The following is a 25,354-nucleotide window of genomic DNA, read 5'->3' on the forward strand; positions in this document are numbered from 1 at the left end:
TTCAACGGACGAACGACTCGACCTTCACCGGCAGCTCCGGCGCAACCCACCCGTAGTCCGTCCCCAGGGCATTGCGATTGCTGCTGCCGCCATGCCATCGAAGGTGCAGCAAGTCGGCCAATGTCCAGCCCATCCAGTCGGCCCGGAAGGGCCGTTCGCCGATGGCCGGGTGGGGCGACCACTCGGGGCTGTTGCGCCAGATGACCGCCGGTATGCGGTAGCCCGATGCCGTCGAAGGGCTGTGGCCGGCATGGTCACTGCCGTGGCCGACTTCCTGCCCGTGGTCCGACAGGTACAGCCATGCCCGATACTCGTTCGGGCGGCCGATCCGGCGCGTGAGCTGCAGGGTCTCGGACACCACGAAGTCGTGATAGAGCATGGCCGAGTCGTACTCCTGCCGGAACTTTCGCACCCAGGCCGATCGACCGCGCTTCTCGAGCCCTTCTTCCACATCGTCGATCCGGTCGTCGAAAGGGTTCTGGCCCGCGGGAAAGCGAAGGCTGTAGTGCGGGTGCGCCCCCATCAGATGGACCACGATGAGCTTGCGCTCGGTCGGGTCTTCGAGCGCTTCCTGCACGCAATCGAGCAGTTCTCCGTCGAGCGAAGCGCCGGCCCGTCCCGGCACGCGGTTGACGATGTCGACGATGTCGGCCAGCTTCGCGTGCTGCTGTTCGATCGCCACGTCGTCGTGATTGCTCATCCACCAGACCTTGTAGCCGGCGGCGCGCGCGAGCGCCAGCACGTGCTGCGGCTGCTCGCTCTGCGGCTGGCCGAAATTGAACATGTTGCGCAGCGAGGGCAGGGTGCTCGCATCGACCGACCAGGCATTGCGCATGACGACCATCTTGTCTTGCAGCTGCCCCTTGTGGGCCTGCATCCTCGGCGTGGTGGCGCGCTGGTAGCCGTAGAGCGACATGTTGTCGCGATTGATGCTGTCGGTGATGACGAGCACCACGGTCGAGGGCCCTTCCTTGTCGATCACCGGCGCGACCGACCGCGCACGTGCGTGCGCGGCTTCGCGCTCCTCGTGCTGGTCGGCCCAGCCGGCGCGGAGCTTGTGTACCGCGTCGTGCCAATTGGCCCAGAACAAGACCGGATGGAGCCGGCGCCACGGCTTGCTGAGGTGCGCGATGCTCCCCACGACGAGCACCAGCGCAACGACCGCGACAACGCCGCGGGGCCAGCGATCTGCCTGTCGCATGCCATGGCCGGCCGACCGCGCGACGATCAGCGCGGCCACGACGACCGCGCCCGACCAGATCAACATGGCGCGCCAATGCGTGGCGAGGTATTCGTAGGTCTCGCGGCTGTTGGTGTTGGCCGCTGCAGCCTGCACGAAAGAGCTGTCGGGCGCGGCCTGGTAGGTGTCGAGCAGGTAGGCGCGGAGCACGCCGTCGAACGTGAAAGCCATGGCCCAGAGCCAGATGGCCACGGTGCGGAACCGATGCAGCACCGGGCTGCGTATCGGCCAGAGCATCCACGCCAGGGCCGGCGCGGCGAGCGCGACGAGCTGGGCGATGCGCCGCCCGTCATGGCCCAGCACGATCATCGCGAGCAGCACGGCCGCGATCGCCGCGAAGGCGAACCAGACACCCCGATAGGCTGCGCGAGCGGGTTCGCGGAGGCGGTCGGCTTCGGGGTGGTTCATGCGCGGTGGATTCTGGCAGAGCGAACCGGCCCGGAAGGTCGGCACCGTCAACACGCCGTAACAAGATGTCTGTCCAATGTGTGCATCTCCCTTGCCGTCCCGCCAGCAGGACGGTCGAACCATGCCTGCGACCACCGACCCCATCCCCCACGCCCTTGCTTCCCCGCGCTCCAACGTTCTCGCCCGTCGCCTGCTGCTCACCTTCGGCACCGTCGTGCTGCTGACACTCGCAGGGGCCGGCATCGGCATGGCATCGCTCGCCAAGATCGACGAGGCCACGCGCGAGACCATTCTCCAGAGCGGCGTCTCCGAGCGCATGGCCGAGGACGCCTATCGCCTGCAGTCCATCAATGCCGAGCGCTACAAGGCCATGGCGCTGAGCTCCGAGCCGGAGGTCGGCGAGATCCTGGCCGCCGACATCCAGGCGACCGACGCCCGGTTCCATGCGCGGTTGCAAGCGCTTGCCGGCCGGCTGCGCTCGGACGCCGACCGCGAGCGGCTGGCGACGGCCGAAGCCGCGGCCCGCGACTTCAATGCCGCCGTCAAGGAGCTGGTGGCGGCGCGCGATTCGGGCCTCACCGAGCGCATCCGCACGGTGTATGCGCAGCGCTTCCAGCCGAGCGCCGCCGCGCTGCTCGCGGCCGTGTCGGGGCTCGCCGGCTCGCAGCGCGCAGCCATCGACGCGGCCGGCCGGCGCATCGAGGAATTGAGCGCGTCGGCCCGCCTGGCGCTGGCGCTGTTCGGCGCCGCCGCGCTGCTGCTCGGGAGCGGATTGGCGCTGTGGCTGGTGCGCAGCATCTGCCGTCCGATCCGGCTGGCGGGCGACACGGCGCAGCGCGTTGCGCGGCTCGACCTGCGCGACGACATCCAGGGCCATGCGCGCGACGAGGCGGGGCAGATGCTGCTGGCCCTCGGCGCGATGCAGGGCGCCCTGCGCCAACTGGTGGCGCGCGTGCGCGAGTCGGTGCAGGGCGTGCGCAGCGCCGCCGGCGAGATCGCCCACGGCAACGCCGACCTTTCGGCACGCACCGAGAACACCGCCGCCAGCCTGCAGCAGACGGCCGCGGCGCTGGCGCAATTGATGCATGGCGTGCAGCAGTCGAGCGAGGAGGCAGCGCGCGCCGAGAAGATGGCGGGCACGGCCGCCGAGGTGGCCGTGCAGGGCGGCGAGGCCATGTCGCAGGTGGTCGGCACCATGCAGGACATCCAGCGCGCCTCGCACAAGGTGGCCGACATCGTGGGCGTGATCGACAGCATTGCGTTCCAGACCAACATCCTCGCGCTGAACGCAGCCGTCGAAGCCGCGCGGGCCGGCGAGTCGGGCCGGGGCTTCGCGGTGGTGGCCGCCGAAGTGCGCCAGCTGGCGACCCGCTCGGCCGCCGCCGCGCGCGAGATCAAGAGCCTGATCGGCGACACGGTGCAGCGCGTCGAAGCCGGCACCGCGCTGGTCGACGGCGCCGGCCGCACCATGGCCCGCATCATGGACTCGGTCCATCTGGCGGCCGGCACCCTCGGCACGATCACCGCCGCGGCCGAGGCGCAGAGCCGGGAGATCGCGCAGGTCAACAGCGCGGTCGCGCGCCTGGACCAGATGACGCAGCAGAATGCCGCGCTGGTGGAAGAGTCCACTGCGGCGTCGGAAGGGCTGCACGACCAGGCGCGAAGCCTCGACGCGCTGATCAGCCGCTTCGTGCTGCCCGAGGAAGACCGTGCCGCAGCAACCGGTGCGGTGCGGCCCGGTCCCGTGCCGGTGCGCCTGCCGGGGCCCGCGCTGCGGCTGCAGCCGACCGCCGGCTGATACCGGCACAGCGCAGGCTTCGCACACCGCCCGGGCGTTGACGCCCTCCTTGTTAACAGCGACGATCCCAGCCCGGTGCGGCTGGCACCGGAGGAAAAGAGGGCTCGTCATGCGATTGGACAAACTTCGCCGTGTGCTCATGGCGCTCGGGTGCTGCGTGCTTCTTGCGGGCGTGTCTGCCTGCGGCGGCGGTGGAGGAGGTGGGGGCGGCGGTGGCGTGCCGATGCTGCCGCCGACCAGCGGCGCGCCGGTACAGCCGCCCGCGCCCTCGGGTGATGGCCGTGTCGTGAGCGAGAGCATCACCTCGAGCACCAACGGCGTGACCTACCCGATCACGATCTTCATTCCGGCGGCCTACGAAGCTGGCAGCGATGCGTTCCCCACCATCTATGCGCTCGATGGCGACGCCACCAACGGGCAGCCCGACACGCGTTTCATGAACCTGCGCAACATCCTGCTGAAGCGCGGGACGAAGGCGCTCCTGATCGGCATCGGCAACACCGCGCGCAGGCAGGAGGACTACAACTTTCCCGGTGCCGACGCCTACCACGCCTTCCTCGCGAAGGAGCTGATTCCCTTCATCGAATCGAAGTACCGGGCCGATCCGAAGATGCGCATGCTCACGGGCCTGTCGACGAGCGGCAACCTCGCGGCCTCGGCATTGTTCCTGGAAGCGCCCGACAACCTGGTCTTCTCGCATTTCATCTCGATCGAGGCCGCCTTCTGGCAGCAGCAGTCGCATCTCTACCAGCTGGAGCAGAAGATGTTCGACGCCTTGGCCGGAAGGCCGCTTCCCGTCACATTGATCCTGGCGCACTGCGACAGAAACTGCAACGGGCCGCATGTGAAGGCCATGTACCAGCGCATTTCAGACCGCCACTATCCAGGGCTGCAGCTCATCGAGACCGAGTTCGGCGCGAGCCATGTGGGCGCGGACGTTCTCGCGTTCGAAGACGCGATGGTGCGGATCTTCGAGTAGGCCGAAGAAGCCGCGTCACGCGCCGTGCCGCGCGCGTCAGGTGCCATGCACCAGCCGCTCGAACACGTCCTGCGCGCCCATCTGTCCGCCCTTGAGCATGATCTCCATCCCGTCGAGCGCCGCATCGTCGCTGTGCATGCGGCACAGCGAGGCGCCGGCGCCCAGGTCGGCGATGTAGGAAAGCCCCCAGGCATCGAGCGCCTGCACACCGTGGCTCGAGGTGTCGCCGCCTGCGATGCCGATGCGACGCAGCGGCGCCATCGCGAGCACGCGGGCCAGCAACTCGCCGCCGGCGCGCGCGAGTGCCTGGGCGTTGACTTCTGCCGGCGGCATGTCCGCAGCGGGCGCGCGGGTGCATGCCAGCACATGGCGGCCGTGCGCGAGGCACTGCGTGATCTCCTCTGCATGGCGCGCGAGCGTGGCGGCATCGCGCTGCGCGAGGGCGGGCGTATCGAGCCAGACGATGTCGAAGGAGCGCGCCGCGGCGACCTGCCGCGCGGTCACCGGCGACAGGCTTCCCGCCAGCACCAGCACGGGCCCGTGCGCCGGCGCCACCGTGGGCCGCTCTAACACGCGCGCGCCGGCGTCATCACGCGGCGCCATCGCGCTTCCGAGCGCATCCACCACGCTGCTCGGTCCCACGGCCAGCAGGGTAGCGCTGCGCGCACGCGCCCAGAGCACCTGGCCGATGGCAGCGAGCTGCTCCGCGTCGGCCACGTCGAACAGTACCGCGTCCGCGGGCGGCGCATCGAGCGCCTGCTGCAATGCGCTGTCGAGCGCCTCGGCGCCCTGCGACGCCGCGGTGAACGGCATCGAACACACATCGGCCAGCCCCTGCTTCGCAAGGTGCAGCCGCAGGTCAGATTCGTCCATCGGCGTCACCGGATGCCGGCGCATCGTCGGATGCCGGTCGATGCGAAAGACCTCGCCGCCGCTGCCCGCGGCCGCGAACAGGTGGCCGAACAGGCAGTAGCGGCCCAGGTTCGGCTGCCCGCCCACCACCGCGGTCCACGGCGTCTCGACCGCCGCGCGCAGCACGCGCACCGCGGCACCGATCGAGCCGATGTGCGGTGCGCTGTCGAAGGTGGAGCAGGTCTTGTAGTGCAGCACGCGCGCGCCTTTCAGCGAGCGGAACAGTGCGGCCACGGGCCGGAGCTCGGCCTGCATCTCCTCGGGCGACATCGCGCGCGCCGCGCCGGCGATGCCGAGCACATCGAGCGGGCCCGCCGCGTCGAGCCGCGCCGCATCGGGCGTCTTCAGGAACAGCAGCGCGCGCAGGCCCGCGCGCGCGGCGGTGCCGAGCGTGTCGGTGGCACCGGTGAAATCGTCGCCGTAGTAGACGACGGCCGGAGGCGGCGTCATGGCTTGCCGAAGAAGGCGAGGGCGCGCGCGAGTTCGGGCGCGTGCTTCGCGGCGTCTTGCAACGCCGTGCCCGCGCGCGCGGCCGCCCAGGCCTGGCGGATGCTCGTGACACCCGCTGCCGCGCCATCGGGATGCGCGAGGATGCCGCCGCCCGCCATGAAGAGCAGGTCGTCGCTGCCGATCGCGGCCCAGGTCGCGGGCACCGTTCCGGCCCATTGCCCCGACGAGAACGCCGGCATCACGCGGTCGTCGATGCCTTCGGCCAGCGGCGTGAAGCAGTCGCGCGCCGATTCGACGACCTCGCTGTCGGGCTGCGAGAACTTGCCCTGCAGGCCGTGCACATGCATGTGGTCGACGCCGGCCAGCCGCCAGAGCGTCTGGTAGGCCTGGAACGAAATGCCCAGCAGCGGATGGCGCGACAGCGCGCCGTAGCCATTGCGGTGGCCGTGCAGCGCCAGGCCGGTGTGGCGGCGCAGGGTCTGGATGCCCGAATGGCCGCACCAGTTGAGGCTGGCCATCACGCACGACCCGCCTTCGCGCTCGACGAGGTCGGCATGCCGCTTCATCGCATCGGTCTCGTCGGTGATGTTGAACGCCACCATCACATGCTTGCCGGTGCGCTCATGGTGTGCGCGCACCACGGCCATCACCGCGGGCACGCGCTCGGCGAGCGGCGCATGCGCAGGGTCGGCGCAGACCTCGTCGTCCTTGATGAAGTCGACGCCGGCAGCGCAGAGCCTGGCGACCAGCGCCGCGGTCTCGTCGGCGGAGAGCCCCACGTTCGGCTTGAGGATCGTGCCGACCAGCGCACCGCTCGCCACGCCCGTGGCGCGCCGCGTGCCCGCGATGCCGGCGCGCGGAAACTCGAAGCGCGCGCGGTAGGCGGCGGGGAGCTGCAGCGATTCGAGCCGTAGGCCGGTCACTTCGCCCAGGTCGTACAGGTTGCCCGACACCGTGGCTGAGAGCGTCGGCAGGTTGGCGCCGATGTTCGCCACCGGAAACGAAATGTCGACGTGCGCGCGCCGCCACGGCCCGCGCATGCCCTTGCGTTCGAGCAGCGCATTCGGCAGGCTCGGCGCCTCGGCGGGTGCCAGCTCGGTGATGGCTTCGACCGTGGCGCGCGCGCGTTCGCGCAGCGCATCGGTCTCGCCCTCGACCCGCGTGAAGGTGCCGCACGACTGCTCGCCGGCCATCACCTCGGCCACGGCGGCCGGCGCGAGCGGCGTCTCGATCAGGTAGCGCGCGCGGACGCGATCGGGCGCCATCGTCACAGCGTGCTCAGGTCGGGAAAGGGCCGCACCGGCGTGCTGCCGTCCCAGCCCTCGGAGGCGCTGCGGATCAGGTCGAACATCTTGCCCTTGGGCCCCGCCACTTCGGAGAGCTCGATCACCGTGCCCGGGTGGTACTCGGTGTCGAAGTAGATGAAGCGGCCGCGCTCGCCCACTTCACCGCTCATCACGGGCTTGAAGCCCTGCGCGGTCAGGCGCGCCAGGTCGGCGTCGTAGTCGGCCGTCCAGTAGGCCACGTGCTGCAGCCCCGTGCGCCCGGCCTGCAAGAAGTCGCGGTACATCGAGGGCACGTCGTTGCGCGTCTGGATCAGCTCGACCTGCACATAGCCCGAGTTGGCCAGCGCCACCGAGTTGTGGGGCTCGTGCGCCTCGCCGTTGTAGCGGTAGTTCTTGATGGGCACGCGCGGGTTGTAGAACCACGGGCCAACGCCCAGCGTGGTGCTCCAGTAGTCCATGGCGGCCTCGATGTCGTGCACGACATAGCCCAGCTGGCGAATCTCGCCGAGGAATCGACTCATTGCGGTTGGCTCCGGTGATGTGAGTGTGTTGTTGTGTGGAAATCAGAACTTGAGGAAGCCGGTCGAGAACCACGGGAACGCGGCCACGATCACCAGGCCCACCAGCAGCGCGGCCATGTAGCCCCAGATGTGCCGGATGCCTTCGTCGGGGTTGACCTTGCTGACCGCGCAGGCGCCGTAGTAGCCCACGCCGAAGGGCGGCGCGAACAGGCCGATGCCCATCGCGAAGATCACGACCATCGCGTAGTGCACCTCGTGCACGCCCGCGGCCTTGGCAATCGGAAACAGGAGCGGGCCGAACAGCACGATCGCCGGAATGCCCTCGAGCACGCTGCCCAGCACGATGAACGCGACGATCGACACGGCCAGGAAGCCATAGGTGCCGCCGGGCAGGGCGCCCATGATGCGTGCCAGGTCCTGCGAGAAGCCCGACTGCGTCAGGCCCCAGGCCATGGCCGTGGCGCAGCCGACGATGAAGATGATCGCGCCCGAGAGCGAGGCGGTGTCCACGAGCATCGGCTTGATCCGCTGCCAGTCGAACTGGCGGTACACGAAGAGCCCGACCAGTGCCGAGTAGACGATGCCGATGGTCGACACCTCGGTGGCCGTGGCCACGCCCTCGACCACGGCGGCGCGGATCACGAAGGGCAGCAGCACCGCGGGCAGCGCGACCAGCAGCAGCCGGCCGATCTCGCGCTTGCTGTGGCGCGCAACGCCGCTCAGGTCTTCATGGCGATAGCGCCACCACACCACCACGCACAGCGCGGCGCCCAGCACCACGGCCGGCAGCAGGCCGCCCGTGAACAGCGCGGCAATCGAGATGCCGGTGACCGAGCCGATGGTGATGAGCACGATGGACGGCGGAATGGTCTCGGTCTGTGCGCCTGTGGCCGACAGCAGCGCGACCAGGTCGCCGGGCTTGGCGCCGCGCTTGACCATCTCGGGGAACAGCACCGGCGCAATCGCGGCCATGTCCGCGATCTTGGAGCCCGAGATGCCCGACACCAGGTACATCGCGCCGATCAGCACATACGACAGGCCGCCGCGCACATGGCCCAGCAGGCTCGCGAGAAACTGGATCATTGCGCGCGCCATGCCCGTCATCTCGATCAGCGCACCCAGAAAGATGAAGAGCGGCACCGCCAGCAGGATCAGGTGCGACATGCCCTCGTCGAGCCGGCCCACCATCACCAGCAGCGGCGTGCGCGTGGTGAGCGCCAGGTAGCCGAAGGTGGCGAGCGCGAACGAGAACGCGATCGGCACGCCCGACAGCACCGTGGCCGCCACCACCACCACGAAGAAGATCACCAGGTTGAACTTGCCGAGCGACGCGAACAGCGGCGCAGCGAGCCAGAAGGCGCCTACCAGCGCGGCCATGCCGAGCACCGCGACCGCGATCTGCCGGCCCGTGCACATCCGCAGCAGGCGCAGCAGCGCCATCACGAGCATGATGCCGATGCCGGTCGGGATTGCGGCGGCGCGCCAGGCGTTGCTGATCTCCAGCGCGGGCGTGACGATGAACGACTCTTCATAGGCGTAGTCGACCGACGGCCAGACGATCAGCACCAGGAACGCGATGGAGGCCGCAATGGCGAAGGCATCGAGCAGGGCGCGCGTCGAAGGCCGCACCGTCTGCAGCAGCGCGGTCATGCGCATGTGCTCGCCGCGCCGCAGTGCCACCACCGCGCCGAGCATCGACAGCCACAGGAACAGGATGGACGCGAGCTCGTCCGACCACACCAGCGGCGCATGGAACACGTAGCGCGACACCACGCCCGCGAACAGCACGCCGATCTCGGTCAGCACCAGCAGCGCGGCCACGGCCTCGACCGCGCCGCCGAGCACGCGGTCGGCGCGCGCGGCCATGCGGCTCAGCGCGTTGGCCGGCAACCCGGCACCTGCGCCGCCACCGGGAAGGGGCACCGCGTCGAAAGTGGATTCATGCACCATGGCGGATCAGGCCAGCTTGCCGACGGTGCCTTCGAGCAGCGCCCACGCCTCGGCGCCGAAGCGGCCCTTCCACTCGCCGTAGAAGCCCGACTCGCGCAGCTTGGCGCGAAAGCTGTCGGCCGCGGGCCGGTTGATGGCGAGGCCCTTGGCCTGCAGGTCGCCGACCACCGATTCGTTGAGCTTCTTGATGTCGTCGCGCTGCTGCATGCCGGCGTCGTTGATGGCGCGCGCCACGATGGCCTTCAGGTCGTCGGGCAGGGCCTGCCAGGCGCGTCCGTTGGCAATGAACCAGTAGCCATCCCAGATGTGGTTGGTGAGCGAGCAGAACTTCTGCACCTCGAACAGCTTGGCCACCTGGATGATCGGCAGCGGGTTCTCCTGCGCATCGACGATCTTGGTCTGCAGCGCCGAATACACCTCGCTGAACTGCAGGCTCGCGGGCGCGGCGCCCAGGCCCTTGAACATCGAGATCGACAGCGGGCTCACCGGCACGCGGATCTTCAGCCCGTCCATGTCCTGCGCATTCGCGACCGCGGCCTTGCTGCTCGTGGTCTGGCGAAAGCCGTTGTCCCACATCTTCTCGAAGGCGTAGAGGCGCGACTTGGCGATGGCACCGCGCACGTGGGCGCCGAGCTTGCCGTCCATCGCGGCCCACACCTGGCTGTAGTCGTTGAAGGCGAAGCCCACCGCATTGATGGCCGCCACCGGCACCAGCGTCGCGATCACCAGTGCCGAGGGCGTGAAGAACTCGATGCCGCCCGAGCGCACCTGCGCCAGCATGTCGGTGTCGCCGCCCAGCTGGTTGTTGGGGAAGATCTTGATCTCGACCCGGCCCTTGGTTTCCTTGGCAATGCGTTCGGCCGCTTCCTGCGCGCGGACGTTCAGCGGATGGCTCAGCGGCAGGTTGTTGCCGTACTTGTACGAGAACTCGGCTGCGCGGGCGATGCGCGGCACGGCCGAGACGATGCCGGCGGCCGGCAGGGCGGAAAGCGTGCGCAAGGCACTGCGACGGGTCAGCGAGGTCATGTTTTGTCTCCAGGATCTTCGGAAATCGGTTGATGCAATCTGATGTATAGGATTGCTCGGGCCACGGCGAAGATAAAACCATGCATCATTCGGGTCAAACTCAAGTCTGATGGTTTTTGATGTATGCGGGATAACCCTTCAGCTCCTTCCGATGCGCGCCGCGCCCGCGTGGTTGACATCGCCCGTGCGGCCCAGGTGTCGACCGCCACCGTCGACCGCGTGCTCAACCGGCGCCCCGGCGTGCGCGACGCCACCGTGCAGCGCGTGCTCAAGGCAGCGGGCGAGCTCGACTACCTGCCCGGCCCCGCGCTCTATGCCGCACTCACGCCGCCGCCGCTGCGGCTGGTGTTCCTGCTACCGGCCGGTACGAACCGCTTCATCCGGATGCTGGGCGACATGGTGGGTTATTCGCAGGAGCACTGGGCGCCGTTCAACGTGCAGTGCCGCACCGTGTTCATCGAGAGCTTCAACCCACACGAACTGGCCGATGCGCTGCGGCGCCACGGCCAGCGCTGCGACGGCATCGCGATGATGGCGCTCGAGCATCCGGCGGTGCGCGAGGCCGTGGCCGCACTGGCGGCGCGCGGCCTGCCGGTGGTCACGCTGATCTCGGACCTGTCGAATTCGGAGCGGGCCGCGTTCGTGGGGCTCGACAACCGCGCGGCCGGCCGCACTGCGGGCTACCTCATCGGCCGCTTCATCGGCGCGCGTGCCGCCAAGGTGGCGCTCATTGCGGGCAGCCTGAGCTACAAGGCGCACGAGGAGCGCGAGGCGGGCTTCCTGCACGTGATCGACGAGATGTTTCCGAAGCTCGAGGTGGTCGGTTTGCGCGAAGGGCAGGACGACGCCGGCAAGAACTACCGCCAGACGCGCGCGCTGCTCGAGCAGCACCCCGACATGGGCGGCATCTACAACATCGGCGGCGCCTCCGACGGCGTGGCGCTCGCGCTGAAGGAAGCGGGGCGCGAGCAGAAGGTGGTCTTCATCGGACACGGGCTCACGCCCGACACGCGCACGCTGCTCATCGACGGCAGCATGGACGCCGTGATCACCCAGAGCCCGCACACCACGCTGATGAACTGCGTGCGCATCTTCGCCAACCTGCGCGACGGGCGCGAGGCGCTCGGCGGCGTGGAGACCACGCGCAGCCAGGTGATCTTCAGGGAGAACCTGCCGTAGCGCGGCGGGCTACGTGCGCAGGATCTTCTCCATCGGCTTGCCCTTGGCCAGTTCGTCGACCAGCTTGTCGAGGTAGCGGATCTTCTGCATCAACGGATCGTCGATCTCCTCGACGCGGACACCGCAGACCACGCCCTTGATCAGCGCAATGTTCGGATGCAGGGCCGGTGCCTCGCGGAAGAAGGTTTCGAAGTCGTTCTGTTGCGCGATCTGCTGCCGGAGCCCTGCCTGGTCGTAGCCGGTGAGCCAACGAATCACCTGGTCGACTTCTTCCTGCGTGCGGTTCTTGCGCTGCGCTTTCTGGACGTACATCGGGTACACCTTCGCGAACGGCGTCGTGAAAATTCGATGGGTTGCCATCGTGGGTCCTCCTGGATTCCAACCGTCGAGACGACATTCTCCGGCATCATCGGCGAACTCGAGTGCCGGGCGACGCCCGCCAGCCTGCTCCAAGTACTCTACAAAGCCGTCGAAGGCATTCAACAAGGGCTGGAACCGGGCCGCATCGCCTTCCAGTTGGCACAAGGCGTAGCAGGTCGCTTCCAGCGTGGACAGTTGGTCGGGCCGATGGGCTTTGCGGATACGGTAGTGCGAAGGCGGCAGGTTGTGCAGGGCCAAGCGGGGCAACTGTTGCAGTGGCGGGCTTTGGTAGAGCATCTTTCGGCTTTTGCGCCAGGTGCCGTCCAGCACGATCAGGCGCAGGCGCGACAGGGCGTGCGGCCACTCGGGCGGTAGCGCGGGTGGGACCGGCAGGTCCGGGGCGGTATCTTGCAGACTGTCCGGGTACAGCAGCAGCGTGTGCTTGCCGTCCACTGGCCAGACGGGCGCGGCAAATGCCTCGCCCACCACCACGCGGCAGTGCGCCAAGCTGAGGTGCAGCAGGCGGGCACTGCCTTTGGCCTGTTGTACCTCCAGCGGGTGTTGCAGCACCAGTACCTCCACTGCGTGGGCGGTGGGCGCGACCCAGCGGCAAATGCAGGCGCTGAGCGGGCGCAGGCAAGCGGTGCACTGGGGGCGTGGAACCAAAGCGGCGGACATGGCTGGATTTTATTGAGCGTGCCTGGCTTGAGAATGTGGGGCAGGAGATGTCTCTTGGCTTTTGCGCGATGACTGCAGCTTTGGAAAGTATCGGGAGACCGCAGCAGCGAGCCCAACTGAGACCCCTGGCGCAAAGTTTCGGTCCCTAAACTGCACAGGAGATCGACATGGACGCTTGCACAATCGCCGCACCGCGCTCCCCCTGGAACAAGGACAAACTCGTCGGGCAGAAGCGGCCATTCAAGCTAAAGGAAATCTGGGCGATCCGGACACGGCTCCAGTTGTCATGCCGGACCCGCGACCTTGCGCTCTTCAACCTCGGTATCGACAGCAAGCTTCGAGCATGCGATCTGGTCAAGCTACGAGTGCGCGACGTGGCCAATGGCGATAGGCCGGCGGCCCGCGCGAACGTGATCCAGCAGAAGACCGGACGACCGGTCCAGTTCGAACTCACCGAGCCAACCCGCACTGCGGTGTCGGGTTGGATTCATTCGGCGCATCTTCGTCCCGAAGACTTCCTTTTTCCTAGCCGGGTTCATGCGTCGCCACACCTCGGGACACGGCAGTACGCGCGCATCGTCGACCGTTGGGTGGAGGAGATCGGCCTTGACTCTTCCGACTACGGCACCCACTCGATGCGCAGGACCAAGGCTTCCTTGGTCTACCGCCGCACCAGGAACCTTCGCGCAGTGCAACTGTTGCTCGGGCACACCAAGCTTGAAAGTACCGTGCGCTACCTTGGGATCGAAGTTGAAGACGCCTTGGAAATAGCCGAACAGACGGAAGCCTGACCTCTCTGGCGCCCCGGAGCGACGGGGCGCTGGAGAGGGCAGAATGCGGCCAGAAGCAGTCATCTGAACTCCGCTCAAGCGACCAAAAAAACACCTCGACAGTGGGGGTAGAGTGAGGAGCACAGCGTTGCTTTGATGACCAGCATGAAAATCCCTTCTCACCAGCCTGCGGCATTGCGCCCTTCCCGCTGGGCCCATTGGCTCATAGCGGCATTTGCAGCCGTGCTTGTTCCATCCGTTGAAGCGTCCCAGTCCATGGGTTGCAACGGGGCACTCGTGAGCAAGGGTGACTCGCCCGTGTCGTTGCTTCAAAAGTGCGGCGAACCGGTCTATCGCCAGGGCGTTTGCGTCCCGATGCTGCAGCTAGGCTGGGTGGTGACGCCTTATCGCGCGGGAAGTCCTGGTGCGATTCTCGCGAATCAGTGCGTTCCCATGGAGGAGTGGACATACGACCGGGGACCAGGCACGTTCTTCGGAGTTGTTCGCATCTACAACGGCGCAATCGAATCCGTGCGCGACGGCGACCGCAACCGATGAGGGCCGCGGGGCGCCACGCTGGCGGCTGCAACCGGCCAGAACCGGACGTACGCGGTTCCAAACAAAATTGGGTCGAAAGCAGACGCTCAATGAAATCCTACGACCTTGAACTTTTCGCTGACTATTTCCAGTTCTATCTCCAGGACGAGGCTGCGGACGCAAACCTGGGAGAAGCTTGGGACGAGGCAGCAACGGAGCGGATGTTTGTAGTCGCGACCGGGATGATTGGCATTGGCACCGCTCGCAACATGGACGTCCCTGTCACGCTTGAGGTCCATGATGCAGAGCCTCCCCATAACCTCGCAGACTTCGACCATGTCGTTGAAGGGGCGTTGGTCGTCACCACAGGCCCTCTGGTGGTCGCCGGCTGCACCGATTATTTCCCCGATGCTGATCGCATTCCGCTGAAGCCGGGCATCTATCGAGTCAGGCTGTCATCTTCTGGGCTAAGTACGCTGTCGGCGGACGGTCTCGACGGCAACGATCATTACCTTGTTCAACTCTGGTTAGGTTCTCCTGGTGAGCCGACCGTGCTGAAGCAGCGTTCGGTCTGACCAAAGGGCAGGGAGCGGCCAGAAGCCGACGGTCGACTTCCCCCTCCAGTTCGCTAGTAGGTGAACTGGACCGAGTACTTCCGTCGCCGCCGTCCGTCTGGTTGACGCAGCACGACGCAGAGCGCCAAACGGTCCCACGCTCACGGAATAGGTCGGCGAGAGCGTAGAGGCTCGAATAGATTGCCTCGGTCGGGCTAACGGGCTCGGGCAGCCCGTCTGGCGACGTGATGACAATGGTCATCCGCTCCTTCGAGCCTTGCTGTTCCCGGTCGGCGACAAGGCTCGCCGACTTGCACCATTCCGGGGTCGCAGCAATGAGGGCATCGCTACCGTTGCGTCGAGCGGTGCTTGCTTTTTGAGCCATTCGTCCATCTATGATTCCAACGAGCCGTGTCCGCCTGAAAGGTAGCACGCCGCCGGCTCCAGCCGGCCCGAATCGGCCGGTCGTTGCGCCCTGCCAGTGGCTGAACCCAGACGTTCTCCAGCAAGTTATGGCCTCCCCTTGCGCACGGTCGCTGTGCAGTCTCCGAAACCGATCCGACGGCGTCCCGGGCGCTCGCAGTAGCCTCGCAGTGTCACCGTGTCGTCATCGTGCAGGAAGAGACGCTCCTCACCATTTGACAGTAGCAGTGGATGCCTTCCACCTTGTGTGATTTCCAGCAGACACGCCGCCTGACCGGCGCCCTCGCCGGACAGCGTCCCCGTTCCAAGCAGATCGCCCGACATCAGGTTGCAGCCGTTGACGGTGTGGTGTGTCACGAGTTGAGCCACCGTCCAATACGCCGCCTGGGCGAGGCCGGTGCGAACGATGCAGTCGCCGCTCTGACCCCGAGCCCGCATCTGCGGCGTTTGTAGCCAGACCTCGAGCGTCACATCGATTGCACCGATTTCACGGCCCGATTGGCTTTCCAGGTATGGCAGCGGCTGAGGCTCATCGGGTGACCGAACGAAAGGTGTGCGGAATGGCGCCAGAGCCTCCAGCGTCACGATCCATGGCGACAGTGTCGTGGCGAAACTCTTCGCGAGGAATGGCCCCAGCGGCTGCGCCTCCCAAGCCTGGAGATCACGTGCGCTCCAGTCGTTCAGGAGCGTCAGCCCTGCAATGTGCTCCTCGGCGTCGTCGATGGGGATCGCATCGCCTTGTTCATTGCCTCGGCCAATGACGATGCCCATCTCCAGTTCGAAATCCAAGCGGTCGCTCTGCTGCATCGAGGGCACCTCGGCACCTGCAGGCTTCACCTGCCCGTTGGGTCGCGCGAAACCGCGCCCGCTGACTTGTATGGAGGACGCACGTCCGTGATACCCGATGGGGACCCACCGGTAGTTGGGCAACAGCGGGGTGTCAGGTCGCGAAAGGCGGCCGGTGTTGGCCGCGTGATGGATGCCGATGAAGAAATCGCTGTAGTGGCGAATGTCGCAAGGCAGGCCCAGTTCGACATCACTGATCGGAGCCAGCCATGACGCGATGCGCGCGCGGTCGACGTTGCCGCGCAGAAGGGCCTTCGAGATCGCCTGCCGCAGCGTATGTCGCTGGGCGCTGGCCAATGTCAGCCAGTCGCCCATCTCCGAACTGTGGAAAAGCCCGGCGCCGTGCACGTCCAAGACTTGATCACCGATGGCTACGCCGATCGACCACGGATCGGATGCATCCCGTCGGAACCTGCCATAGGGCAAGTTCTGAATGGGAAATGGAGTGTCGGGCGCATTGGCGCTCTCAACCCAACTGACGAGGTCAGGCGAGTTCGTATTGAACGGGGCGGTCAAGGTGGTCCTTGGTGGTCGAGTGTGCTGTTTGCTCGCGAGCCGGCACCCGGGTCCGCCCCCGGCAACGGGGAGCGACCGGGAAAAGGGCTTCAGTGGTCGCGGGAGGGGATTAGCGGCAACATCAGGTGCGAGTCGTAGCGACCGCCAGTGAGGATGGTGTTCTCGCCGCCGAAGAGATCAGGCTTGCGATCCAGCGGGTCGGTATGCAGGAACGGCCCTGACCCTTTGCGCGGCTCCGTCGCGCCCTCGCGTTCGAAATCTTGCGCGTCAACGCGCACTGCAAGCCGATACCGTCGTGGTAGCACGATGGACGTGGGCCAGATTTCCACCTCCACCCGGTAATCTTCGCCTGGTGTTAACGGCTCGATTTCGGTATGCGTGTGAAACGGCTGCCCCGGCCTTGACCGCGCGGGGTCGGTCTTGCGGTGCGAAGCGCGCAGCCACCCTTGCGCGACAGGCACCTGTGGATCCGTCGCGCCTCGGAAGAGCACTTCGCCGCCATCTGGGTCATACGCTCGGACAGTGACGAAAAGATCCATGTCCTTGGTGCTTGAGCGAATCCACACGACCAGTGATAGCGGTCCGGTGAACTCTGTCGGTGCCTCCATCGGAGAGCTCACGAACTCGACACCGCGCCCTGGCGCAGAGTACGAAGCTGTAGCGATCAAACCGAAGGGCTCGGACGCCAGCTTGCCCGCCTGGGCATCAAGGTAAAGCTTGGTCCATTGCGTTCGAGCGATGGGCCATTCATGTTCAAAGCGCTGCTCGTACCGGTCCGGATGGCGCACCTCCAGCATGACAGGAGGTTGTTCGTCCCATCCGTTGGGCTCATCCTTCAAGAACCTGTCGAAAAAGCGCTTTTGCATCTGCACGTATTCCGGCAGATAGAAGGATTCCCAATGCGTGCCACCGTGCATCTGCAGCCACTTCTGCCGCGAACCTGCACCAAGGAAGCCCTGCACGTTGCCGCGAAGATGCAGCCCCATGCCGCCCCAGTTTCCTGCGGACAGGACCGGCACCTCGATGTCCGCGAGCTTCGATGATCTAGCGGCGTACCAGTCGTCGACGAGCGGATGCGACCTGAACTCATCGATGACATCCACCCGGTTCGAGCGCAGAGCGTCAGCGCCCAACGCCTCGCCGGTGCTCGTTGTACCCGTCTCCCGGTCGATGTAAGGACTGTCCGCGTTGCCGTTCTGCACTGAAAGGATCTGCTTGGGGAACCAGAGTTCGAAGAAGAAATTGCCGAAGATCCCGCCGTGATGACTGGCATCGCGGTACATGTCGCTGGCCCCTTCCCACGGGCAGATTGCCGCCAGATGAGCAGGACGACGTGCGGCGACCTGCCACTGATTCATCGCGTAGTACGAGATGCCAAGGAGGCCCACCTTGCCGCTCGACCATCCCTGCACGCCCGCCCATTCGATGCAGTCTGCGTAGTCGTCTACTTCCTGCGGCGACCACACCCACAGCTTGCCTGGCGACTCGCCAGCGCCCCGGCTGTCGACGACCACGATCGCATAGCCCCAAGGAACCCAGCGCTCTGGATCGGCCACCTCCCAGCGCAGGTACTTTCCGGAACTGCCTTCCGTGTCGATACCCGGGTACAAGCGTTTCAGTTCGTCCCACTGCGGCTTGAAGGCATCCTCGAAATGCGCGTCTTTGCCATAGGGGCCGTGCGTCATCAGGACCGGCACGGGTGTGTCCCCGTCCGGACGGAAAACGTTCGCCTTGAGGACCGCGCCGTCGCGCAGGCGGATCGGTACATTCTTTTCAAAGATCATGGGTCTTCCGATCTATGTCACTGAAACAGTGCGACTGCGCGCGTCCAGCCCGCCGAGCCGCCGCGGATCTTGGCCGGAAAGCAGGACAGGAAGAACCCGTTCGGCGGCAACACTTCCAGGTTGTGCAACTTCTCAAGGTGGCAGTAGCCGATGTCGCGGCCTGCCTTATGACCCTCCCAGATCACTGCCGGGTCTTTGTCTTGCTTGTAGCGCTCGGCGGTGTACACAAAGGGGGCGTCCCAACTCCAAGCGTCCGTACCGGTCACGCGGACACCACGCTCGAGCAGGTACATCGTTGCGCCATAACCCATGCCACACCCTGCCTGCACAAAATCCGGCTTGCCGTAGCGGCTGCCCGCGCGCGTGTTGATGACCACGATCTCCAGCGGCTTCAGCGTGTGGCCGATGCGCCTCAACTCTGCCGCGACGTCTTCTGCTTGCACTACATAGCCGTCCTCGAAATGACGGAAGTCAAGCTTCACCCCTGGTTGGAGGCACCATTCAAGAGGTACCTCGTCGATGGTGATCGCCGGCTCACCATGGTTCATCGTGGATGCAAAGTGCCACGGTGCATCGAGGTGCGTGCCGTTGTGGGTGCTGAGCTCCACTTTTTCCACCGCCCACGCTTCGCCGTCGGGCAGGTCTCCCGCCTTGAGCCCGGGGAAAAACTGCGCCAATCGGCTGAAGCTTTCCGTGTGGTTCATGTAGTGGATCTTCGGCGCAAACGCTGGTGGATCCGAAATCACTTCGTTCTCGAGAAAGATGGAAAGGTCGACGATTTTCTTGAACATCACGAATCCATTTCGATGCCGAGTGGAGGCAGGATGCGCTGGTAGCGAGCGAACTCCTTTTCGAGATAAGCCTTGAATCGGTCAGGCGGCATACCCGAGACCTTGTTGCCGAACGTGACCATTTTTTCCTTGAAGCCAGGGTCAGCCAGCGTCTTCGCGACGCCTTCGTAGAGTGAAGCCAGCACCTGGGGCGGCATCTTCGGCGGCGCAAGCATGCCGATCCACGCGGGAATGTCGATATCGGGCATACCCAACTCGGCGAACGTAGGCACGGTCGGCAGCGTCTCTGCGCGCTGCGCCCCCGTGATCGCGAGCGCCTTGATCTTCTCGGCCTCGATGTACTGCATCACCGACGATGGCGCGATGAACGAGACGTCCACGACACCACTGATCAGATCCGTGAGAGGCGTTCCTTTGTAGGGGACGTGGATCAGGTCGATGCCGGCCTGCTTGGCGAACAGGGCACCGACCACATGCGTCGTGTTTCCATTCCCCGCTGACGCGTAGCTCAGCTTGCCAGGTTGCTTCTTTGCTGCGGCTACGAACTCCGCGAGGGTATTGAAGGGTCCGTTCGCCCGGTGCAACAGCGCGAAGCCGTAGGTCGAGTACACCATCGACAAGGGGGTAAAGCCATCGATCGGGTTGTACGGCAGCTTCTTCATCAGCACCCCGTTCGTCAGGTGCCCCCCGGTGGTCCAGAGCACCACGGAGCCGTCGGGTTTCGCACGCGACACCTCCGACGCACCGATAGTGGTGGCCGCGCCCGGTTTGTTGTCAACGATGCACTGCCGACCGGTCACCTTTTGATAGGTGTCGGCGAAGATGCGCGTCATCCCGTCGAGGGCGCCGCCGGCAGGGAACGGCATCACGATCCTCATCATCTCGGGCAGATCCGTCGTCGCCGCTTTAGACGTGGGCGCTGCAAGCGCGACTGCAACGCCTGCAAGCGCCTCTCTTCGATTCAACATGGGCTTGTCTCCTATGGCACCGGCCGGCGCTGACTAGGCCGAAAGCCGGTAACGGGCGCATTCTAGACAAATAAAACATCTGTTTCAATCAAGTGTTTCTACGCATCTCCGAATCAGCTTGCGCGATTGAAACAAGTGATTGACTCGATGATGCAGAATGCCCATGACCATCGCGCGCCGCACTGCCGTGGCACGTATTGACCCAATTCCTTTGCCTCGCTTGGACATGCCAGGACGAACACCCCCTTCATCCGATCGCCTCACCCGGCAGAAGATCCTCGATTCCGCTTTGGCCCTCTACGCCGAAAAAGGCATAGACGGGGTGCCTGTGCGAACTCTGACCAGCCATGCGGGTGTCAACGTTGCGGCGATCCACTACCACTTCGGAAGCACCGAAGCGCTGGCTGAGGCCCTTTTTGATGAGCTTTCATCGCGCGTCAACAAGCGCCGGACCCTGGCCCTGAAAGAGATCACAGCTGCGGCAGGTACAGCGGGTACGCGCCCCGAAGTGACTGCGATCGTCAAGGCCTTTGTCGCTCCGTATGTCGGGGATAGCGCAGCAACTGAAGGTCAATTGCTTGCACAGTTGATCCTGAAGCATCGTCTTTCCCCTTCGGCGATGACGGAGCGGGTCATCAAGAAGCACTTTGACCCGATGGCCAAGCAGTTCGTAGCGGCGCTCCACGACGCAGTGCCTGAAATTCCGTTGAGCCTGATGTACCTGCGCTACATGCTGATGGTCAGTACCGTCGTGCTCTTCTTGACCGACAGGGGTCGACCGAGTCGGCTCCATCGCCTCTCCGGCACAAAGGCTGGGACAACGGACACGCAGGCCGTTGCGAATGCCCTTGTTGACTTCGTCGTTGGCGGAATCCGGGTGGCGGCTTCCTCGTAGGGGCACGCTTCCGGCAAGCTGCCCTTTGTCGAGCGGTCGCGGCGTGCAGCCCCGTTTCGCTGACCGTAAAAGAGGGCATGAGACGTTCTGGTCCCGATAACTTTGACAACTTCGCTGAAGCCGAGCACTGATGACCGCTTCCGTGGGAAACCGACTTCCGCTTGGGGGCCCGAAGCAGAAGTTTCTCCATCGAGAAAGCAGACATTCTGGCGATGCCAAAAGTCTGAAGCAGGGCTCCTATTGAATACGCTGGCCCGCCACCACTTTTGAAATTCCGACCGGCCCTTCGAGTCCCTTGTCGTATGCCTGCCTAGCCAGGATCACCTCCTTGATGTGATCTTGCGCCCAGACACACATTTGCTCCGAAATTTCCGAAACGCTGGTCCCTAAAGGCAGCAACGCGTATTCCACGCTGGGCGGCGTGGTGGCGTACACGGTGCGAGACACCAGACCATTGCGCTCCAACGAGCGGAGCGTCTGCGTCAACATCTTTTGAGTCACGCCGTCCAACCGACGACGAAGCTCACCGAAACGAAGGGGTTCGGGTGCGAGCGACCACAGAAGAAGCACCGCCCACTTGTCGGAAAGGATCTCGACGACGCTCCTCGACGGGCAGTTTGAATCGAACACGTTTCCAGGTGGCAACTTGCGAAGTTGACCGGATGTTAGATCGTCGAATCTAGTATCCATTGGGTACCTACCAATCGTTTGGGTGCCTAGTTTACAGTTCTTGTACAGATACCGATCATGCCCTACCGGCTGCTGAAACGGCCATCAACGTAGGAATCATCGACATGAAAAGCCTGATACAACACCGCTTCGGCGGCCCAGAAGTCCTCGTCCTGGAGGAGCGACCCCGCCCCGCGCGCAACTTCGGTGACGTGCTGGTACGCATCCATGCGGCCAGTCTCAACCCAATTGATCTCTTCACGCGCAGCGGCGTGATGCCCATCCTCGGCCCCGCGCCCATTGTTCCGGGCTGGGACATTTCCGGCGTGGTGGAGGAAGTGGAACTCGGCACGACATCCTTCAAGGTCGGCGACGAGGTGTTCGGCATGCCGCTGTTCCCGCGTGCGGCCAATGCCTATGCCGAGTACGCCGTGGCGCCGGCCGGCCAGCTCTGGCACAAACCTGCTGGCCTGAGCCACGCGCAGGCGGCCGCGCTCGCGATGTCGGGCCTGACGGCGTTGCAGGCGTTGCGCGACATCGCCCGCCTGCGCCCGTCGCAACGCGTCTTGATTCACGGCGCCGGCGGCGGCGTCGGTCACCTCGCGGTTCAGATCGCCAAGGCTCTGGGTGCGCATGTGATCGCGACGGCGAGCGTTGCCAAGGAGGCCTTCGTCCGTGGGCTCGGTGCGGATGAAACCATCGACTACACGTCGGTGGATTTCACGAGCCACGTGAAGAATGTGGACGTGGTGCTCGATCTGGTTGGCGGCGATTGCGCAGAACGCTCATTGAAGGTGTTGACGCCCGGCGGCATCGTTGTCACGGCGCTGGGACTGAGCCACGCGCACATGCCTGCGCTTGCCGCGGCGGCCGGCATGCGTTTTTCGAGCATTGCGGTGCAGCCGGATGGCGCCGGCCTGCAGCAGTTGGCCACCTGGGCGGAGAGCGGGCTCGTCATCCCGCATGTGAGCTTGAGCTTCCCGCTGGCGGAAGGCGCGAAGGCGCACCAGGCCTTAGAAGCCGGCGCGATGACCGGCAAGATCGCTCTGACCATGCTGTGAGGAATTGATGACCACTTTCGCTCTCGCACACATCAGGCAATCAACCTTCAACGACGAACTGGTCGAATACCTCCACCGCATTGACGCGACGCTCGCGCCTTACGAGGGACGATTCCGCGTTCACGGTGGCGCAATACAGCGGCTGGAAGGAGATTGGAACGGCCAGCTAGTTCTGATCGAATTCCCAGACAGGAACAGCGCGCAAAACTGGTACGGGTCCGATGCCTACCAAAAGATCGTGGCCCTGCGCACCGCGAACTCGGTGGCGGACGTCATCCTTGTAGACGGCGTCTCCATCGATCACCAAGCCACCGACATCCTGAACGCAGCCTAGCTGCCATGCGCTGCCGTGCCTCGCGGCAGGCAGGCGCTTTCAGTCGCCCCATCTCATTGCGCAACGCGCGCCGCGCGGCTTCTTGTCCGTCGGCGCGCAAAAGACAGCCATGCCCAACACCTTGAAACTTCTCATCGACGGACAACTCGTTTCGGGAAAACAGTCCCTTGACGTCATCAACCCGGCCACCGGAAAGACGTTCATCACCATCTCCCGCGCCGACGTATCCCAGGCCGTCCGCGCAATTGCCGCGGCCAAAAGTGCGTTTCCTGCCTGGTCCAAACTCAGCTATGCAGAACGCGCAAGCCATTTGCGCCGCTTCGCGGAGGGCATCAAATCAAGGTGTGAAGAGTTCTCGCAGATGCTGACGCGCGAACAAGGCAAGCCCATTGCCGAAGCGCGCTGGGAAGTGAACTGGACCATCGATCAGCTGCTGTACCACGCGTCTCTGGAGCTCAGACCTCAGATCATCCGCGAGAACGCAACGGAAAAAATCATCGAGCAGCGCCTCGCACGCGGCGTGGTCGCGGCCATCGCGCCGTGGAATTATCCGCTGCAGATCCTGATCGCCAAGGTTGGCGCGGCTTTGATCACTGGCAACACCGTGATCGCAAAGCCAGCGCCGACGACTTCGGCTACCACGCTGATGCTCGGGGAAGTCGCCGCCGGAATTTTTCCGGCCGGCGTGTTCCAGACACTGGTCGACCGCAACGATCTCGGCCCCATCCTGACCAGCCATCCCGACATCGCCTTCGTCAGTTTCACGGGCTCGACCGTTACGGGCAAGAAGGTGCTGGGCAGCACGGTCGACACGCTCAAGCGCACCTCGCTGGAACTTGGCGGCAACGATGCGGCAATCGTTCTCGATGATGTGGACGTCAAGGCGGCGGCCGCAAAGGTCTATTCCGCCGGCTTCCTGAACGCGGGCCAGATCTGCTTTTCGGCCAAGCGTGTCTATGTGCCGAACGCCATCATGGACGGCTTCGTCGCCGAACTTGTCGCGCTGGCAAACCAGGAGAAGGTCGGCGACGGGCTGGACCCCGCCACCACCATGGGGCCGTTGCAGAACAGGATGCAATACGACCGGGTTCGAGAGCTGATCGAGGACGCCAGGAAGTCCGGCTCCATAGTCGCGGGTGGCGAAGTCGTCGAAGGCGGCGGCTACTTCATCCCACCGACCATCATCACCGGACTCGCCGACGACCATCGCCTGGTCGTAGAGGAACAGTTTGGCCCTCTCATGCCCGTGCTGGGGTATGACGAGCTCGACGACGTCGTGCGTCGCGCGAACGACAGCAAGTTCGGCCTCGGCGCCACGATCTGGACGGGCGACCCCGAAAAAGGCATGGCCGTCGCATCGCGCATCGAGTCGGGCACCGTATGGGTCAATACGCACGTCTCGCTGCCATTTGATGTGCCGTTCGGCGGTGCCAAGGAATCGGGCATCGGCCAGCAAGGCGGACTGGAAGGGCTGAAGGATTTCACGCAGGTGCGAATCATCAATGTGGCGCTTGGTGGCGGCCTCGGAGGTACGACGCCCACAGAGCCAAATACTTCGGTGTCGGCCTCGCGCTTCCCTGCCAAGCTGCGCACAACGACGATAGACGGCCTGTCTGTTCGGTACGCGCGAGCGCCACGCCGGGGCGCGGAAACGCTGCTGCTGCTGAGTCCTTGGCCGGAGAGCCTCATGGCATACCTGCAGATGTGGGCCCCGCTCGCGGAGCGCTTCGATGTGCTGGCGCTGGACCTGCCGGGATTCGGTGGGTCGCAGGGGCGGCCCGACGTGATCGCGCCGGAAGCGATGGGGAACTTCATCGTCGAGGCGGTTCGCCGTCTCGGCCTGACACGTCCGCATGCGGTCGGCCCGGATGTCGGAACGTCCGCGTTACTGTTCGCCGCAGCCAACCATCCCCAGGCGTTCGCATCCATCACGGTCGGAAGTGGCGCTGCGTCATTTCCGCTCGAGGTCGGAACAGGCCTCCACGATCTGATCGAGTTGCCCTCCGAGAATCTTCGCGCCATCGTTGCGGAGGAGTTGATCAACAGTGTTCTCACCAACCTGGATCACTATGCCGTGCCCGAATTCGTGCGCCAGGACTACATCGAGTCCTACCGCGGAGAACGCTACGCCGAGTCCGCACGCTTCGTGCGCCGGTATCCCGAACAACTCGAGCGCCTGAAGGGGCGGCTTGACAGGATTCGGACTCCGGTGCTCGTGATCGCAGGGCGCGACGACCCATTCGTTCCGGTATCGAACGGCCAGTATCTGATCGAGCGGCTTCCAAACGCAAGACTCGAAGTTGTTCCCGCAGGCCATTTCGTCTGGGAAGACGCTCCGCAGACCTATGCAGAGCTCGTTCTCGACTGGGCAACTTCGCACATAGGCAACTGACAGCGATCCACACCGCGAAAGAACCCA

Annotated in this window: 22 protein-coding genes; 10 read left to right on the forward strand and 12 right to left on the reverse strand. The window is 65.2% G+C overall.

All coding sequences use genetic code 11. The features are described from left to right. Position 1 precedes the first annotated feature (1 nt). Positions 2–1,648 (reverse strand): phosphoethanolamine transferase, encoded by a 1,647-nt coding sequence (locus AC3A6J_RS13870; RefSeq protein WP_487860526.1) that lies wholly within the window; start codon positions 1,646–1,648, stop codon positions 2–4. A 121-nt stretch (positions 1,649–1,769) separates the two neighbouring features. Between AC3A6J_RS13870 and AC3A6J_RS13875 the strand changes: the two genes are divergently transcribed. Next, on the forward strand, positions 1,770–3,446 hold the full coding sequence (locus AC3A6J_RS13875) for a methyl-accepting chemotaxis protein (RefSeq protein WP_487860527.1): 1,677 nt from the start codon (positions 1,770–1,772) through the stop codon (positions 3,444–3,446). A 109-nt stretch (positions 3,447–3,555) separates the two neighbouring features. Beyond that, the gene (locus tag AC3A6J_RS13880; protein ID WP_487860528.1) at positions 3,556–4,425 is read left to right on the forward strand and encodes an alpha/beta hydrolase; all 870 of its coding nucleotides are present in this window, start codon (positions 3,556–3,558) and stop codon (positions 4,423–4,425) included. Between the two features lie 36 nt (positions 4,426–4,461). Here AC3A6J_RS13880 and AC3A6J_RS13885 read toward each other — a convergent pair whose 3' ends face one another. Genes AC3A6J_RS13885 through AC3A6J_RS13905 form a run of 5 tightly spaced genes read right to left on the reverse strand, consistent with a single transcriptional unit; the run spans position 4,462 to position 10,570 of the window. Further along, complete coding sequence (locus tag AC3A6J_RS13885) at positions 4,462–5,787, reverse strand: four-carbon acid sugar kinase family protein (RefSeq protein WP_487860529.1); 1,326 nt, start codon at positions 5,785–5,787, stop codon at positions 4,462–4,464. Next, positions 5,784–7,052 carry a ribulose-bisphosphate carboxylase large subunit family protein gene (locus tag AC3A6J_RS13890; protein WP_487860530.1) on the reverse strand — a complete coding sequence of 423 codons (1,269 nt, stop codon included), beginning with the start codon at positions 7,050–7,052 and terminating at the stop codon, positions 5,784–5,786. Before AC3A6J_RS13890 ends, AC3A6J_RS13885 begins: the two co-directional genes overlap by 4 nt. A gap of 2 nt (positions 7,053–7,054) precedes the next feature. Then, complete coding sequence (locus AC3A6J_RS13895) at positions 7,055–7,594, reverse strand: VOC family protein (RefSeq protein WP_487860531.1); 540 nt, start codon at positions 7,592–7,594, stop codon at positions 7,055–7,057. Between the two features lie 42 nt (positions 7,595–7,636). Continuing rightward, complete coding sequence (locus AC3A6J_RS13900) at positions 7,637–9,544, reverse strand: TRAP transporter large permease (RefSeq protein ID WP_487860532.1); 1,908 nt, start codon at positions 9,542–9,544, stop codon at positions 7,637–7,639. A gap of 6 nt (positions 9,545–9,550) precedes the next feature. Further along, complete coding sequence (locus AC3A6J_RS13905) at positions 9,551–10,570, reverse strand: TRAP transporter substrate-binding protein (RefSeq protein WP_487860533.1); 1,020 nt, start codon at positions 10,568–10,570, stop codon at positions 9,551–9,553. 123 nt (positions 10,571–10,693) lie between these two features. On the opposite strand from AC3A6J_RS13905, the gene AC3A6J_RS13910 reads away from it, so the two are divergent. Next, positions 10,694–11,749 (forward strand): LacI family DNA-binding transcriptional regulator, encoded by a 1,056-nt coding sequence (locus AC3A6J_RS13910; protein ID WP_487860534.1) that lies wholly within the window; start codon positions 10,694–10,696, stop codon positions 11,747–11,749. Positions 11,750–11,758: 9 nt separating this feature from the next. On the opposite strand, the gene AC3A6J_RS13915 is transcribed toward AC3A6J_RS13910, so the two are convergent. Continuing rightward, on the reverse strand, positions 11,759–12,787 hold the full coding sequence (locus tag AC3A6J_RS13915) for a DUF2200 family protein (protein WP_487860535.1): 1,029 nt from the start codon (positions 12,785–12,787) through the stop codon (positions 11,759–11,761). A 167-nt stretch (positions 12,788–12,954) separates the two neighbouring features. Between AC3A6J_RS13915 and AC3A6J_RS13920 the strand changes: the two genes are divergently transcribed. From AC3A6J_RS13920 to AC3A6J_RS13930, 3 genes are all read left to right on the forward strand, one after another. Next, positions 12,955–13,578, forward strand: coding sequence for a tyrosine-type recombinase/integrase (locus AC3A6J_RS13920; RefSeq protein WP_487860536.1), 624 nt, complete (start codon positions 12,955–12,957; stop codon positions 13,576–13,578). 144 nt (positions 13,579–13,722) lie between these two features. Then, on the forward strand, positions 13,723–14,115 hold the full coding sequence (locus AC3A6J_RS13925) for a DUF2845 domain-containing protein (protein WP_487860537.1): 393 nt from the start codon (positions 13,723–13,725) through the stop codon (positions 14,113–14,115). Positions 14,116–14,204: 89 nt separating this feature from the next. Continuing rightward, a complete protein-coding gene (locus AC3A6J_RS13930) occupies positions 14,205–14,669 on the forward strand; it encodes a hypothetical protein (protein WP_487860538.1) in 465 nt (154 codons plus the stop codon). A 489-nt stretch (positions 14,670–15,158) separates the two neighbouring features. Here the strand turns inward: AC3A6J_RS13930 and fahA are convergent, their stop codons facing one another. The 4 genes from fahA to AC3A6J_RS13950 form a co-directional block, all read right to left on the reverse strand. Beyond that, positions 15,159–16,433 carry a fumarylacetoacetase gene (fahA, locus tag AC3A6J_RS13935; protein ID WP_487860539.1) on the reverse strand — a complete coding sequence of 425 codons (1,275 nt, stop codon included), beginning with the start codon at positions 16,431–16,433 and terminating at the stop codon, positions 15,159–15,161. An 89-nt stretch (positions 16,434–16,522) separates the two neighbouring features. Continuing rightward, positions 16,523–18,217: a CocE/NonD family hydrolase gene (locus AC3A6J_RS13940; RefSeq protein ID WP_487860540.1), complete on the reverse strand. Its 1,695-nt coding sequence runs from the start codon at positions 18,215–18,217 to the stop codon at positions 16,523–16,525. A 17-nt stretch (positions 18,218–18,234) separates the two neighbouring features. Further along, positions 18,235–19,008 carry a cyclase family protein gene (locus AC3A6J_RS13945; protein WP_487860541.1) on the reverse strand — a complete coding sequence of 258 codons (774 nt, stop codon included), beginning with the start codon at positions 19,006–19,008 and terminating at the stop codon, positions 18,235–18,237. Further along, a complete protein-coding gene (locus tag AC3A6J_RS13950) occupies positions 19,008–19,976 on the reverse strand; it encodes a tripartite tricarboxylate transporter substrate binding protein (RefSeq protein ID WP_487860542.1) in 969 nt (322 codons plus the stop codon). Before AC3A6J_RS13950 ends, AC3A6J_RS13945 begins: the two co-directional genes overlap by 1 nt. A 163-nt stretch (positions 19,977–20,139) precedes the next feature. On the opposite strand from AC3A6J_RS13950, the gene AC3A6J_RS13955 reads away from it, so the two are divergent. Continuing rightward, positions 20,140–20,871 (forward strand): TetR/AcrR family transcriptional regulator, encoded by a 732-nt coding sequence (locus AC3A6J_RS13955; protein WP_487860543.1) that lies wholly within the window; start codon positions 20,140–20,142, stop codon positions 20,869–20,871. Between the two features lie 237 nt (positions 20,872–21,108). Here AC3A6J_RS13955 and AC3A6J_RS13960 read toward each other — a convergent pair whose 3' ends face one another. Continuing rightward, positions 21,109–21,501: a winged helix-turn-helix transcriptional regulator gene (locus tag AC3A6J_RS13960; RefSeq protein ID WP_487860544.1), complete on the reverse strand. Its 393-nt coding sequence runs from the start codon at positions 21,499–21,501 to the stop codon at positions 21,109–21,111. Between the two features lie 164 nt (positions 21,502–21,665). Between AC3A6J_RS13960 and AC3A6J_RS13965 the strand changes: the two genes are divergently transcribed. From AC3A6J_RS13965 to AC3A6J_RS13975, 3 genes are all read left to right on the forward strand, one after another. After that, complete coding sequence (locus AC3A6J_RS13965; RefSeq protein ID WP_487860545.1) at positions 21,666–22,601, forward strand: NADP-dependent oxidoreductase; 936 nt, start codon at positions 21,666–21,668, stop codon at positions 22,599–22,601. A gap of 7 nt (positions 22,602–22,608) precedes the next feature. Beyond that, complete coding sequence (locus AC3A6J_RS13970) at positions 22,609–22,935, forward strand: DUF1330 domain-containing protein (protein ID WP_487860546.1); 327 nt, start codon at positions 22,609–22,611, stop codon at positions 22,933–22,935. Between the two features lie 109 nt (positions 22,936–23,044). Then, positions 23,045–25,327: an aldehyde dehydrogenase family protein gene (locus AC3A6J_RS13975; protein WP_487860547.1), complete on the forward strand. Its 2,283-nt coding sequence runs from the start codon at positions 23,045–23,047 to the stop codon at positions 25,325–25,327. Positions 25,328–25,354: the final 27 nt, after the last annotated feature.

This window comes from Variovorax sp. Soil_C_39 (assembly GCF_057656815.1).

Coding starts and splice junctions, on each gene's coding strand:
- AC3A6J_RS13870 (WP_487860526.1), bottom strand. CDS start 1,648: ATGAACCACCCCGAAGCCGACCGCCTCCGCGAACCCGCTCGCGCAGCC.
- AC3A6J_RS13875 (WP_487860527.1), top strand. CDS start 1,770: ATGCCTGCGACCACCGACCCCATCCCCCACGCCCTTGCTTCCCCGCGC.
- AC3A6J_RS13880 (WP_487860528.1), top strand. CDS start 3,556: ATGCGATTGGACAAACTTCGCCGTGTGCTCATGGCGCTCGGGTGCTGC.
- AC3A6J_RS13885 (WP_487860529.1), bottom strand. CDS start 5,787: ATGACGCCGCCTCCGGCCGTCGTCTACTACGGCGACGATTTCACCGGT.
- AC3A6J_RS13890 (WP_487860530.1), bottom strand. CDS start 7,052: ATGGCGCCCGATCGCGTCCGCGCGCGCTACCTGATCGAGACGCCGCTC.
- AC3A6J_RS13895 (WP_487860531.1), bottom strand. CDS start 7,594: ATGAGTCGATTCCTCGGCGAGATTCGCCAGCTGGGCTATGTCGTGCAC.
- AC3A6J_RS13900 (WP_487860532.1), bottom strand. CDS start 9,544: ATGGTGCATGAATCCACTTTCGACGCGGTGCCCCTTCCCGGTGGCGGC.
- AC3A6J_RS13905 (WP_487860533.1), bottom strand. CDS start 10,570: ATGACCTCGCTGACCCGTCGCAGTGCCTTGCGCACGCTTTCCGCCCTG.
- AC3A6J_RS13910 (WP_487860534.1), top strand. CDS start 10,694: ATGCGGGATAACCCTTCAGCTCCTTCCGATGCGCGCCGCGCCCGCGTG.
- AC3A6J_RS13915 (WP_487860535.1), bottom strand. CDS start 12,787: ATGTCCGCCGCTTTGGTTCCACGCCCCCAGTGCACCGCTTGCCTGCGC.
- AC3A6J_RS13920 (WP_487860536.1), top strand. CDS start 12,955: ATGGACGCTTGCACAATCGCCGCACCGCGCTCCCCCTGGAACAAGGAC.
- AC3A6J_RS13925 (WP_487860537.1), top strand. CDS start 13,723: ATGAAAATCCCTTCTCACCAGCCTGCGGCATTGCGCCCTTCCCGCTGG.
- AC3A6J_RS13930 (WP_487860538.1), top strand. CDS start 14,205: ATGAAATCCTACGACCTTGAACTTTTCGCTGACTATTTCCAGTTCTAT.
- AC3A6J_RS13940 (WP_487860540.1), bottom strand. CDS start 18,217: ATGATCTTTGAAAAGAATGTACCGATCCGCCTGCGCGACGGCGCGGTC.
- AC3A6J_RS13945 (WP_487860541.1), bottom strand. CDS start 19,008: ATGTTCAAGAAAATCGTCGACCTTTCCATCTTTCTCGAGAACGAAGTG.
- AC3A6J_RS13950 (WP_487860542.1), bottom strand. CDS start 19,976: ATGTTGAATCGAAGAGAGGCGCTTGCAGGCGTTGCAGTCGCGCTTGCA.
- AC3A6J_RS13955 (WP_487860543.1), top strand. CDS start 20,140: ATGACCATCGCGCGCCGCACTGCCGTGGCACGTATTGACCCAATTCCT.
- AC3A6J_RS13965 (WP_487860545.1), top strand. CDS start 21,666: ATGAAAAGCCTGATACAACACCGCTTCGGCGGCCCAGAAGTCCTCGTC.
- AC3A6J_RS13970 (WP_487860546.1), top strand. CDS start 22,609: ATGACCACTTTCGCTCTCGCACACATCAGGCAATCAACCTTCAACGAC.
- AC3A6J_RS13975 (WP_487860547.1), top strand. CDS start 23,045: ATGCCCAACACCTTGAAACTTCTCATCGACGGACAACTCGTTTCGGGA.